Source organism: Litoribrevibacter euphylliae, from assembly GCF_042646085.1.
In the GTDB taxonomy this organism is placed as follows: domain Bacteria; phylum Pseudomonadota; class Gammaproteobacteria; order Pseudomonadales; family Litoribrevibacteraceae; genus Litoribrevibacter; species Litoribrevibacter euphylliae.
In genome coordinates, this window is the sequence record NZ_JBHRSZ010000002.1 from 658,488 (window position 1) to 671,343 (window position 12,856).

Here is a 12,856-nt window from a genome sequence, read left to right on the forward strand (position 1 = left end):
AGCGACACAACACCTTAATCACTCAACCAAACACCCAATTTTGAATAAGGAGGCACTATTTCATTTTCCTCGACTATAGAGTCCATACTTAGTAAGCAATATGGAGAGATTATTGATTTTCCCTTCAAATGTACTTTTCCATGCTTATAAAGTCTATTCTCTCCGTCTATCCTCCAAATTGAAGATTGCAAAATGCAATACCCATAGATAGACACACTATCTTCAATAAGAATCTCACCTCCACAATTCAACATTGTGCCTTTCCCGATCTTCGAATTTCTACCTATAGTTACACTTCCGGTTGAGGATATAACAATTCTTACATCATCATCTATTTTTGCACCTGGCAGTACTTTTAAGTAACCTCCAGAATCAATCCTGATTGTAGCTTTATCAGAAATAAGAGCTGATTCAGAAACATCAACATTTTCCCGGTTCTCAATCACTCAAAGAACCCCCACTCCAACTTACAATATGCACTGATATCAGCTTTCAATTTTAAACCAACAACTTTGTCTGAATCCAAGGCTGAAATACCTTCACATGGGCGTAATGTAATTAAATCCTCATATTTAATCGTTTCACCCGACTTCAAATCTTTGTTTAAGAAAACACCTTTTCTGAAAGACGTGACATGTCCATTAACAACTTCACATATAGCTGGTTGTTTTTCCTTCACTCCTTGTAAGCTTTTAATTTCAATTACGTTTTTAACTAGCGCTTCGACATCTGACAAAGTTAACGAAACCTGGTGATCCCTAAAGTCTCGGTCATGCTTACAATCAGTAAAATGAAATTCTAAAATCTCCGCTCCAGCCGCTACTGAATACGATAGAGCATTAATATCTGTTGTATGATCAGAATAGCCAATTAAATATTGAGGAAAGGCTTGTCCAAAGGTATCCATTACATTCAAATTTGCATCAAACTTTGGAATAGGATACATCGACGTACACTGTAGTATTCCAAGTTCATCTCCACGCGAACCCTCTGGATCAAGTTTACGTATCGCAAAGGCTACATTATCTATAGTCGCTAAGCCGGTAGAGATAATAACAGGCTTACCAGTTTCTCTAATAGCATTAAGCATCAATGCATCTGTTAAATCACCAGAACCTACTTTTATAAAATCTATCTCGTCAATAAATTCATTCAGTTCTTGAATAGACCAAACTGAGGCAGAGACAGACTTTCCGGAGTCACGAATTATTTTCAACAATTCTTTATATTGACTAGTACTTAAGGCAAACTTACCAAAATGTTTATGCCTTTGGGGACTTAAATATTTATTTACAAGTAAATCAGGCGAATATATCTGTAATTTCACACAATCAGCATCAGAGAGACAGGCCTCTTCTACTAATCGCTTCGCATACTCAAAATCTCCCTCATGATTTCCCCCTACCTCAGCAATCATAAAAGGACCATGTTTACCGGCAAAGGGGTTCTCACTGTTAAATAATTTCACCTCTTCACAGACACTTTTTAGATCACATTCACTAATTTTGCTACCAAACTTTTGAATAACTCTAGAAACAACTCGATAATCTTTGAAAGTATCTAAAGAAAGTGAATGATTAGAATAGTCATTTAATAAGGCGATATTTTTAATTCTTGATGAATCTAGCTCCCTATAGAAGTAAGTCATTACATGTTCCCTATCATCGCCTGATAAGTCATACTTCTCATTTACACAACAGAAAGTAGATGTTCTAATGGCTTCAATACTACACCCCTTCGGATAAGTTCTAGGGCTGACGTTTGAAACCATATCATATTGATCATCACTAATTTCCTTTAGAACTGCCATGATCAGCTCATCAATAATAAAAACATTATCGCCATTAATTCTAATCAACCAGTCATGTTTATCTTTATCGACCCCAAGAAGAACTCGAGAAAATACATCCTCTTCAGAACCTCTGTAGAAAGGGATTGTTCTAGACTTCAGAAACATAGCCAAAAGATCATTTTCTTTACCATCAGGAATAGCGTATTTAATTTCTACTTCGTTTGGAAAAACATTAATCAACGCAGTATACTGATTTTCAATTAGAGTCGCGTCTCCAATTAGCTTCAAGTGTTTCCCAGGAAGCCTTGAGCTAGTTATACGAGCCGGAATAATACAAACAATTCTATTCATTACCTATCACCTATTTTCTTAGCCGGAACACCTGCCCATATTTCGTAAGCACCTATATCAGACCTAACAACACTATTCGCAGCAATAACAGCGCCCTCACCAATATTACTCCCAGCCGTAATTATCGAGTGAGCCCCAATCCAAACGTCATCGGCTATTTTTATTTTCTTCGCTATATTTTCTTGATACCTAATTGGTTCGGCTCGTTCAATACCATGATTACTATCTACAATATAAACAAATGGCGCAATTAAGCATCGATTACCTATATCTATGCCCTTAGATGAATAAACAAACGTATAATTACCTATAGTTGTTTCATTACCAATTGTAATTTTTGCATCCGGATTACAAACACATAAGTCAGCATTAGACTTAACAACAGTTGAAGAGCCTATCTTTATTTTTTTTATAAATCTCGACAGTTTGGCTCCAAAAATCACATAGGAGTCTTTCCCTATATCAACTCCAAGTAATCTTATAACTTTAGTTATCAGCAGATCTCTAAAACGGGGTTTAAAGTACTTATGGAACTGACTCATTCTTCAAAAAAACTTTTAATCAATTGAACAACTAGACTTATATTAGCATCAGACAAATTCTGATGAATCGGTAAATTTAGACAGTTAGCTGCCATATATTCAGCATTAGGAAATTTCGAATCTACATCCTTATATAAAGTTGTTTTATGTAGAGGCCAATATCTAAACGTAGTATATACATTATTATCTTTTAAAAATCTTGCAAGCTCATTTCTTTTAGCAGTTTCTATTGTAAAAAAATAATGCGAAACATCAGAATCATTCAATTCTTGCGAGAGAACTTTAACTTCTTTAATAGAACCCAACTCTTCACAATAGAATGTAGCTATTTTTTTTCGTCTTTCGATGTATTGATCTAACTTTGATAACTGTTCTCGTCCAATAGCAGCTAAAATGTCATTCATGATATCTCGAGATCCAGGCCTTAAAATATCATACTCCCACCACATACTGTCGCCACTACCGCTTTTGTCCAGACCAGATTTATCACTAGCAGGTAACCCTAGATACAGTAACTCAGACGCCTTATCTCGTAGCGCTTGATCACGAAGAATCATCATACCTCCATCTCCACAAGTTAAAGTCTTCATCGCATCGAAAGACCATATTGCACAATCTGAATAAGTACCTACTCTTCTTCCTTGGCTATCAAAAGATTTAATAGCACAAGCAGTATCTTCTATAACATAAATATTTCTACTACTTGCAAATACCTTAATTTCTTCCAGTTCAACAGGTGTTCCACCGTAGTGAGTAACGATAATAGCTTTAGTTGTAGCATCGACAAGATCTCTAAAACAGTCTAGAGTAACATTTCCTGTTCTCTTATCCACATCGCAAAACTTAATCGTGATATCCAAACGCTTGAACGAATTAGCTAGACTAGGAAAACTAATCGTAGGCATGATTACTGAATCACCGGCTTTTAGGTCAAATAAATAAGGCAAAACCATCAAACCAGCCGAACAGCTATTTGTTAGAAGAACTCTGTCTTTCTCTACACCAAACTCTACTGAAAGTTCTTCCCTAAAGGCCTTTACATGAGGACCTGCGCCAATCCATTTAGATTCAAGTACGTCACTTACTCTGTTAGAATCTTCTATACCCACAGATGGTTCAAAAACATTAATCATTTTACGAAACCTATTAGCTTATTTATCCAGTTATCCAAGCGATATTCCTGAATAACTTCAGGATCCATTCTTTTTAGTTTGTCAATACTTTCCAAACCAGACTCCAAGTTATCCCGATCAATAAATAGTACGCTATCTTTAAATATTGGATACTTCCTGATATATTTATTTGTAGTGATAAGAGTTTGTCCGGAACCTAAACTCTCTAATGTTCTAGAAGTCAAGCCAGTTTGATTCGGATGAGTAACATCCAATACGACCTTACTCAGATTAAACAGCTCATTAATTTGCTCATGAGATATTTTTTTATTTGTCAGATAGCATCTAAGCTTATAGACAGAGAAAGGATGAGTTAAAGACTTTAAAAGAAGCTGTAAATAGCTATTGTAATAAAGATGAAAGTAGCAGCTCTTGTTATTTTTTTTAGCCACATCATTGATATCAGATAAGTATTTTATGCGTTCACTATGAATCGTACACACACTACAAAAGTCATATCTAGAATCTTTAGAAGGAACAGGATAATAGTCCTCAGTGTAAAATAGAGGCAAATGCTCAACACCATATTTATGACTATCAACATAATCAAAAGTAACAATATTACTTTTAAAATCACTTATATAAGCATTGAAAACAGGTTTATTTTTAAAAGAATCCCAAAAATACATCAAAAATCTACCCAGAACTTTATCTTTTATTTTTTTATACTGCTCATTAGTAAATGTCTCCGGGTTTAAAACAAGAACCTCATCAATATTCTCTCTATCTATTAACGACATAACATCTAAAAAATGAGCGTTTAGCCGATTATTAAATAAGAATCGAAGTCCTAATCTAACTACAACCTTAGACATTAAGTCATCGCCAATTCGTTCGTTTAAAAAAAAAGTTTTATTACCATATTTTTCTAACTGACTCCGAATTGCTTCACTATAACCAAAGAACTTAGGGCCTATAACCAATATATTTTTCTTCATAAATCCAACAAGGTTTTCTTCAAATCAATTAGCTTCACACCTTTTTGATCCTTTTCAGATAAGACCGGGCAGCTGTGAATTGGCCAATCAATAGAAACAGTTGGATCATTCCAAGCCATACACAGTTCATCATCAGGGGAATAAAAAGAAGTACATTTATATTCAAAATGTGCAGTTTCAGACATAACCAAGAAGCCATGCCCAAAGCCCTCAGGCAACCACATTTGCTTCTTATTTTCTCCTGACAGAACTAAGCCAAACCACTGACCAAAAGTTTTACTATCCGGCCTTAAGTCCACGGCTACATCAAAAACTTCTCCTTCCACAACTCTCACTAACTTTCCCTGAGGTAAGTGCTTCTGGAGATGTATCCCCCTTAGAATATTTTTCGTAGAAAAAGAGTGGTTATCCTGCACAAAGACCCGTTCAGCAACCAAACTATTAAATCTTTCCTGCTGAAAAGTTTCTAAAAAAAATCCTCGATCATCACCAAACACCTCTGGTTCGATGATCTTTAAGCCTTCAAGCTCTGTTTCTATTACTTTCATTTACAGTCTTCCTCAACTATTTTTCTGAGATATAGACCATAGCTATTCTTTGCATAACTTTTAGCAATTTCCAAAACTGCGTCTTTCTCTAACCAGCCTTTATTAAAAGCAATTTCTTCCAAGCACGCGATCTTAAAGCCTTGTCTTGCTTCGATGGTCTGAACAAAGTTGCCAGCATCCAATAAGCTTTGGTGCGTCCCAGTATCCAGCCATGCAAAGCCACGCCCTAGCAACTCAACGCGTAGTTTCTTTTCTTCTAGATAAATCTGATTAATGGATGTTATTTCTAACTCATTTCTCGCCGAAGGAGTAATCTGTTTAGAGTATGAAACAACATCGTTATCATAGAAATACAAGCCCGTTAAAGCATAATTAGACTTAGGATTTTCAGGCTTTTCTTCTATTGAGGTTATATTAAGATTCTCATCAAACGCAACAACACCAAATTGGGTTGGGTTATTAACATGGTAAGCAAAAACTGTTGCACTATCTCTGTTGTTTACAGCTCTTAGCAAGTTATCTGAAAAGTGCTGACCAAAGAAAATATTATCGCCTAAAACTAACGAAACACTATCGAAACCAATAAACTCCTCTCCGATAATGAATGCCTCTGCAATACCATTCGGCTTATCTTGGACCTTGTACTGCAAATTCACTCCAAAGCGCCTACCATCACCTAATAGCTGCTTAAATGAAAGCGAATCTTCTTGAGTTGTAATAATCAAGATATCCCTTATCCCTGCCAGCATTAATACTGAAAGAGGATAATAAATCATGGGCTTATCATAAATGGGCAGTAACTGTTTAGATACACCTTGAGTAATCGGAAATAAGCGAGATCCCGTTCCACCAGCTAAAATTATTCCTTTCATAACTTTCCTTCGAATTCAAATTACAGACTAAGACCTACTCGCTTATCTTGATAAGAACCATCTAGTATATGTTCGACCCACTCAATATTATTCAAATACCATAAAACTGTCTTTCGGATGCCAGTATCGAATGTTTCTTGAGGCACCCAGCCCAAATCATTTTGAATTTTCTTAGCATCAATGGCATAACGAACATCGTGACCAGGACGATCTTTTACGAACGAAATGAGATCACTATACTTTTCTATACCGTTTGGCTTATCAGGATATAACTCGTCTAAAATATTACAAATCGTATACACTACCTCTATGTTCTTTTTTTCATTATGACCGCCAATATTGTACGTTTCACCAAGAATACCCTTAGTAGCTACTTCTATTAATGCACGAGCATGATCATCAACAAATAACCAATCGCGAACTTGAGAACCGTTACCATAAACAGGCAGAGGTTTACCCGCTAGAGCATTTAGTATAATCACCGGTATCAGTTTTTCAGGAAACTGGAAAGGTCCATAATTATTTGAACAGTTAGTAATAACTACTGGCAAGCCATAGGTTCGATACCATGCACGAACCAAGTGGTCTGAACTTGCTTTACTTGCAGAATAAGGTGAACTTGGGGCATAAGGAGTATCTTCTGTAAAGAGCCCTCCAGGTCCTAAATCACCATATACTTCGTCTGTGGAGATATGATGAAAACGAAAACTTGCGTCACCCGACTTTTTCCAAAACTTTCGCGCAGATTCAAGCAAGGTATAAGTACCAACAATGTTAGTCCCAATGAAGTCACCCGGCCCATCGATCGAACGATCAACATGACTTTCTGCCGCTAGGTGCATTATTACATTAGGCCGCTCAATTTCGAGAAGACCATCTAATGAACTTTTATCCAATATATCTATTTTATGAAATGAGTAGCGTTCATTATTTTCAATCTCAGCAAGCGATTCAAGATTTCCTGCGTAGGTCAAGTTGTCAACATTAACCACACGATACTCTGTATTATTAATTAAATACCTAATCAAAGCAGAACCAATAAATCCAGCGCCACCTGTTATCAAAAGCTTTTTCATCTGGACAAAAACTCCTTGTACCATGGCATTGCGATACTAATCCCTTCTTTAATGCGATAAGAAGGCTGATAACCTAACCTGGACTGAGCCTTTGATATATTGGCCTGAGAGTGACGAACATCACCAACTCGAAAATCCCTATAAATTCTTTTAGAATCAGAATAAATTCCATTCTCTTCTAATGCAGTAAAAATCGCCTCACATAGCTCATTTAGAGTTGTTCTGTCACCCACTGCAACATTATAAACCTCGTTTTTTCCCTCCTCATCAGCTAAAGCAGCAAGAAGATTCATTTGGATAACGTTTTCAATAAAACAAAAGTCCCGACTTGTTTCTCCATCACCATTAATGAAAACATCTTCACCTTGGATTATAGATGCTGTCCACTTTGGAATCACAGCTGCATATGCACCATTAGGATCCTGCCTCTTTCCAAAAACATTAAAGTATCTTAAACCGATACAATTAAATTCATAAGTCCGCGCGTATACACTAGCATAGAGCTCATTTACATATTTAGTTACTGCGTAAGGAGATAAAGGATTACCTATATTTTCTTCCGTTTTGGGTAACTCAGGATGATCACCATATGTAGAACTACTTGCGGCATAAGTAAAACTTTTGACACCAGCTTCTTTTGCTGCATGTAGAAGGTTTAAAAAACCAGTTATATTTGCGGAATTTGTCATTAAAGGATCTGTTATTGAACGGGGAACAGACCCTAGTGCCGCCTGATGCAAAACATGGTCAACACCCTCGACTGCTCTAGCACAACCTCCATAATCTCTTATATCACCATTGATGAATATAAAGTTATTCCATTGACTATCCGAAACGACTTTTTCTACTTCATCTAAATTGTACTGATGGCCTGTAGAAAAGTTATCAAGCCCAACCACTTTTTGATCCAGCAATAACAAGGTTTCTAATAAATTAGAACCAATAAATCCTGCGACGCCGGTAACCAACCAAACTTTAGGTTCTTGCGCCAGCTGCATTTTTATTTCTTCGTAACGACTCATTAATCATTCATCCAATCGACTATAGGCGCATATCTACTTCATTTTTTGGTAAAACATATTTCAGATCGTAAAGCACATGATTTCCTTTACCTAGCTTATGTATATGATCAGCACCTAGCGATTTAAACTCCTCATGAGCGACAGCGAGAATGATAGCATCATAAGTTCCAGAAACAGGGCTCTTAGTTAGCTCTAAACTATACTCGTGTTTAGCTTCGTCATTAGAGCACCAAGGGTCAACAATATCCGCTTCAATATTGTACTCTTTTAACTCTTCAACAATATCAACAACTTTAGTATTCCGTAGATCCGGGCAGTTTTCTTTAAAAGTTAACCCCATAATCAAGACTTTTGCGCCTTCGACATGAATACGCTGTTTTACCATTTGTTTAACAAGCTGAGACACAACATATTGTCCCATGCCATCATTTAATCGACGGCCAGCTAAAATCATTTCAGGGTGGTAACCTACACTTTGAGCCTTATGCGTAAGATAATATGGATCAACTCCAATACAATGGCCGCCAACCAAACCTGGCCGAAATGGTAAGAAATTCCACTTAGTACCTGCAGCCTCTAATACCTCTAATGTATCAATACCAAGTTTGTTAAAAATAATAGAGAGCTCATTAATCAATGCAATATTTACATCACGTTGGGTGTTTTCAATAACCTTAGCAGCCTCAGCAACTTTGATTGAAGAAGCTTTATGAGTTCCGGCAGTAACTATTGACGCATAAATGGCGTCAACAAAGTCAGCAGCTTCAGGAGTTGAACCACTAGTTACCTTTAATATATTAGTCACCCTATGATCTTTATCACCAGGATTGATTCGCTCAGGAGAATATCCGGCATAGAAGTCTTTATTCAAAAATAATTCAGAAAACTTCTCAATAATAGGTAAACATATTTCTTCAGTTGCTCCTGGATAGACCGTCGACTCATAGACAATCACATCACCACGTTTAATTACCCTACCAAGCATTTCACTAGCTTTAATAAGAGGTGTTAAATCTGGTTGGTTGTGTTTATCTATAGGTGTAGGCACCGTAACAATAAAAACATTATAATTAGCTAAGTCCTCAATTTTAGAACTATAAGACAAATTAGATGATTGATTTAATTCTTCAATTGAACACTCTAAAGTAGAATCCACACCAGCAACAAGCTCAGCTACTCTTTGCTCATTGATATCAAAACCTATTGTTTGATATTTCTTTCCAAATTCTACCGCTAAGGGCAAACCTACATAACCTAAACCAACAATTGCAATTCTTGCATCTCTTACATTCATATCCGTCGTTCTTAATTCTTATGGGTTTACAAGAGTGTATAATTGATTACCTAAGTTAAGCTTCTGCCCACCATCTCTAGTAATAGGGCTCCATGAGGCTCTTAGGCTATCTTTACGGGATTCAACAAAGAAAAGATCCAACGGAAATTCTATATAAATCCCTTTATCAAAGCTTCCCTCACCAAATTCTTCAGAGGACACATCAGTAAACGTAGACCAGCCGCCCATCACCACCCCAGTTTTAAATTTCCTACTAACATCGATAGTGGTACCTAGATCCCCAGCTAAGTAGCGCCCAGTACTTACCTTGGCTAAGATATTACTGATAGGCGCATCATAATACAGAGTGAAATGGCCAGTGGCTACAGTGTAATCCCTAAATTCAATAAGCTGCTGATAACTACGTTGTTTTACGTAATTAGCATCAATACCAATTGCTAATCGGCTCTTAACGGGTTTGTACAAATACTCCCCCCCTACTCCGCCAAACATCGTTTCAAAGAGACCAGACGATAGGCGAGCATAACTTACCTTGGACGGCTTCCAGATATAATCCATTTGCATACGCTTAATTCCGGTTGCCCCCTCTTCCGCATATTTTGCAACATCAGAACGCACATGAGGTAAAACCGAATCAGATTCAACTTCTAATTTGTTGTAATTATTGGCTATATCCACACCAAAGACATTATTCAGGGACAGATTATCAGTAAAACGAAAATCAGCAGTAAACTTCAACCAAAATTGGTACAAAACGAAGGCCTCTGGCGCACCAAAACTAGGAGAAAAAATAGGTCGAATTCGCCAATCAAATGTAGGATAATCCACTAACTTTTCCGCGTTCTGATAGTCAACAGGAGCCTCACTCAGACGCATGTAAGCCTTATTAAAGCCACCTTCGACTTCATCTCTTATAGCCTCTTTAAAAGGCTCGACATAAACATCAACTTGACTTGTATTCAGCAAACCTTCTTTGCTGATATACCGAACACTCGAAAGCGTAGACGGTAACTCATTAATCAAAATACGAGTAGCTCGGCCTACTGCATCCGCCTGATCACGAAAGCGCTTTTGACTAGCATAAACAGTTATCTGGTTATTTGTAGCATCGATAGCTGATATCATTATTTTTTCAGCAGCAAGCCGAGCCTGTATTTGATCTTTTTTCCCCTTCGAAATTAAGGCTTCATTAACTGGGCGATAATTATTGCCTTGCTTTTCAAAAATTCGTTCTGGCAGATTATCGAATTTTGGCATCATCGCTTCATCAGAGCCTAGATTCATCCCCAGTTGAATGCCTGCCATCAGGGTATCACCGCGCTCCCAACCAACTTGCACTCGAAACAGATCATTTAAACGATAAATTACCCCTAAGTTTACAGGGTAGTTTTGAACAAAATCACCATCGTTGTTAGCTTGACCATCGAGATCAGAAGACTCTTGAGTATAGTCATTACCTTCAATTTCTAACTTAAATGCCCAATCACTACCTGAAGGGGCATACTCTACTCCCCCAATTAAGGCAATCTCCTCCCCCGAAAAGTATTGACCTAAAGAGACATCTCCGCCCTCACCTACATCTCTCTCTCTGCTCTGAAAGCGATCACTTAAAAACGTCAACGGGTTTTTAATACCACCTCCCGTGCCAGCATACCCCCAAGCTAAACCCAAAGAGAAATCAAAGTCATAATAGCGCTTTGAAGCAAGAAGAAACTCAGAACTAAATAATCCTGTCCCTAAAAAGTCATAAAAGGCGATCGAGACTTCAGGAATTTTTTTTTGCTCGGACCATAGACGAGTTTTTAAATCAAAACCTCGATCTTTATAAGTCTGAGAGCCAGAAAATTCTTCATCTCGACTGTACCGTCGATTAGTAATTGCTGTATAGCGAACAGTTCCCTCCAACCAAGGTAAAACTTGAGCTGAGATAGAGGTACGATTATAGGGAGAGGCATGTGAAAAGTTAGCGTTAAAGTTACCATCTGGAGAATGGCGAGCAGTAGGCGTTTGTAATAAGCCAACACCACCAAAGTCAGAATGAGTCATACGAACAGGCTCATCCATAAGCTCATTATCGGCAACAGATACACAACTATATATTGAAAGTAAAAACGACCAAAATGCTAGTTTACAATCAATACCTTTAATAACGGCGTCCGGCACGCTAAGTTAAATCCTTTTTAATACTGACTAATTAGCAATATTCATCGGTTTGGCTTCTAAGCGTTTTTTAACAAAATAAGAAACCAACGCTATTAAGGTACCCAACATTCCTCCTAGTAAAGAACCAAACACACACATCAAAGCACGTTTCGGTCTCGACTTCTCAAGAGGCACTACTGCAGGATCAATAGTCCGGAAAGCATATTCGTCCCGAACCTCAGCCAACATAATAGTTTTCCCTTGCGCTTCAATCAGATTAAAAAAGATGGTTTGCATATCAAGCAAACTTACCTCTTTAATCTTTTCTCTAATAAACGCAATACTCTTTTGTGCTTCACTAACATCACGATTCTTTATATGTTCATTTAAACCTTTAATTAATAAAGTAACCCATGCCTGAGCTTGCTCCGGAACATACCATTCAATAGAGACGTTTACCAATCCCGTTTGCTTGTCGGTCGATACAGTTAAAATCTCTGAAAAAGATTTATATATCTCCCAGTCCGTTGGTTCAGCCGTATAAGGTGACTGAACCTCTCTTACCCAGGTATTTGTTGACATATCATATATATTAGGATCTAAGGCAACGCCCTTAGAAAATCGAACAGGCTGAAGAGCAAACAAAGGAATTAGAATATTATTTTTACGAACAAACTGGGTAATAAATTCTCTGGACTTAAGAATAGCTAACGCTTCCTCAGTTTTATTATTTCCAGTTGAGGATAAATTAACACCAGCCAACGAAGCCAAGCCTCCAAATTGACCAGCCAAAGCCCCCAAACCTGAGCTAGACTTATCATCAACCGCCGGTGCCAATAACGCTTCAGATTTATACAGGTTAGGCTGTGAGAGCGCAAAAAATACACTTCCCACAGCAAAAACTACAGTAATTAAAATAACTTTCAACTTTTGAGACCATATAGCCTGCCAAAGCTGAAGGAGATCAACCTCTTCTTGAGACTGCACAGAATAAGGTGTACTACTTTCAGAATTTTGAGTTAATTGCTTATTCATAAACCTTATATTCACTACTTACTCTATTTACTCAATAGGGTATAAATTCATTGCAAAAGATTGCAAAAGGAA

At 37.3% G+C, this 12,856-nt stretch carries 12 protein-coding genes; all 12 read right to left on the reverse strand.

The features are described 5' to 3' along the window. Nucleotides 1–14: 14 nt before the first annotated feature. Genes ACFOEK_RS04650 through ACFOEK_RS04705 form a run of 12 tightly spaced genes read right to left on the reverse strand, consistent with a single transcriptional unit; the run spans nucleotide 15 to nucleotide 12,784 of the window. Entirely contained in the window at nucleotides 15–446 is a 432-nt protein-coding gene (locus tag ACFOEK_RS04650) for a hypothetical protein (protein WP_386716867.1), read from the reverse strand. Further along, a complete protein-coding gene (locus tag ACFOEK_RS04655; RefSeq protein WP_386716870.1) occupies nucleotides 443–2,143 on the reverse strand; it encodes an N-acetylneuraminate synthase family protein in 1,701 nt (566 codons plus the stop codon). The genes ACFOEK_RS04650 and ACFOEK_RS04655 overlap by 4 nt, the downstream gene beginning before the upstream one ends. Further along, nucleotides 2,143–2,685: an acyltransferase gene (locus ACFOEK_RS04660; RefSeq protein ID WP_386716873.1), complete on the reverse strand. Its 543-nt coding sequence runs from the start codon at nucleotides 2,683–2,685 to the stop codon at nucleotides 2,143–2,145. The genes ACFOEK_RS04655 and ACFOEK_RS04660 overlap by 1 nt, the downstream gene beginning before the upstream one ends. Then, complete coding sequence (locus ACFOEK_RS04665; RefSeq protein ID WP_386716876.1) at nucleotides 2,682–3,818, reverse strand: DegT/DnrJ/EryC1/StrS family aminotransferase; 1,137 nt, start codon at nucleotides 3,816–3,818, stop codon at nucleotides 2,682–2,684. The genes ACFOEK_RS04660 and ACFOEK_RS04665 overlap by 4 nt, the downstream gene beginning before the upstream one ends. Next, entirely contained in the window at nucleotides 3,815–4,795 is a 981-nt protein-coding gene (locus ACFOEK_RS04670) for a hypothetical protein (RefSeq protein ID WP_386716879.1), read from the reverse strand. The genes ACFOEK_RS04665 and ACFOEK_RS04670 overlap by 4 nt, the downstream gene beginning before the upstream one ends. Beyond that, a complete protein-coding gene (gene rfbC / locus ACFOEK_RS04675) occupies nucleotides 4,792–5,343 on the reverse strand; it encodes a dTDP-4-dehydrorhamnose 3,5-epimerase (protein WP_386716882.1) in 552 nt (183 codons plus the stop codon). The genes ACFOEK_RS04670 and rfbC overlap by 4 nt, the downstream gene beginning before the upstream one ends. After that, nucleotides 5,340–6,215 (reverse strand): glucose-1-phosphate thymidylyltransferase RfbA, encoded by an 876-nt coding sequence (gene rfbA, locus ACFOEK_RS04680; RefSeq protein ID WP_386716885.1) that lies wholly within the window; start codon nucleotides 6,213–6,215, stop codon nucleotides 5,340–5,342. The genes rfbC and rfbA overlap by 4 nt, the downstream gene beginning before the upstream one ends. Nucleotides 6,216–6,235: 20 nt before the next feature. Then, the gene (gene rfbB / locus ACFOEK_RS04685) at nucleotides 6,236–7,291 is read right to left on the reverse strand and encodes a dTDP-glucose 4,6-dehydratase (RefSeq protein ID WP_386716888.1); all 1,056 of its coding nucleotides are present in this window, start codon (nucleotides 7,289–7,291) and stop codon (nucleotides 6,236–6,238) included. Then, the gene (locus ACFOEK_RS04690; RefSeq protein WP_386716891.1) at nucleotides 7,288–8,313 is read right to left on the reverse strand and encodes an NAD-dependent epimerase/dehydratase family protein; all 1,026 of its coding nucleotides are present in this window, start codon (nucleotides 8,311–8,313) and stop codon (nucleotides 7,288–7,290) included. Before ACFOEK_RS04690 ends, rfbB begins: the two co-directional genes overlap by 4 nt. 19 nt (nucleotides 8,314–8,332) lie before the next feature. Further along, complete coding sequence (tviB, locus tag ACFOEK_RS04695; RefSeq protein ID WP_386716894.1) at nucleotides 8,333–9,607, reverse strand: Vi polysaccharide biosynthesis UDP-N-acetylglucosamine C-6 dehydrogenase TviB; 1,275 nt, start codon at nucleotides 9,605–9,607, stop codon at nucleotides 8,333–8,335. 18 nt (nucleotides 9,608–9,625) lie between these two features. Further along, nucleotides 9,626–11,770, reverse strand: coding sequence for a YjbH domain-containing protein (locus tag ACFOEK_RS04700; RefSeq protein ID WP_386716897.1), 2,145 nt, complete (start codon nucleotides 11,768–11,770; stop codon nucleotides 9,626–9,628). Between the two features lie 27 nt (nucleotides 11,771–11,797). Beyond that, on the reverse strand, nucleotides 11,798–12,784 hold the full coding sequence (locus ACFOEK_RS04705) for a Wzz/FepE/Etk N-terminal domain-containing protein (protein WP_386716899.1): 987 nt from the start codon (nucleotides 12,782–12,784) through the stop codon (nucleotides 11,798–11,800). Between the last annotated feature and the right edge of the window lie 72 nt (nucleotides 12,785–12,856).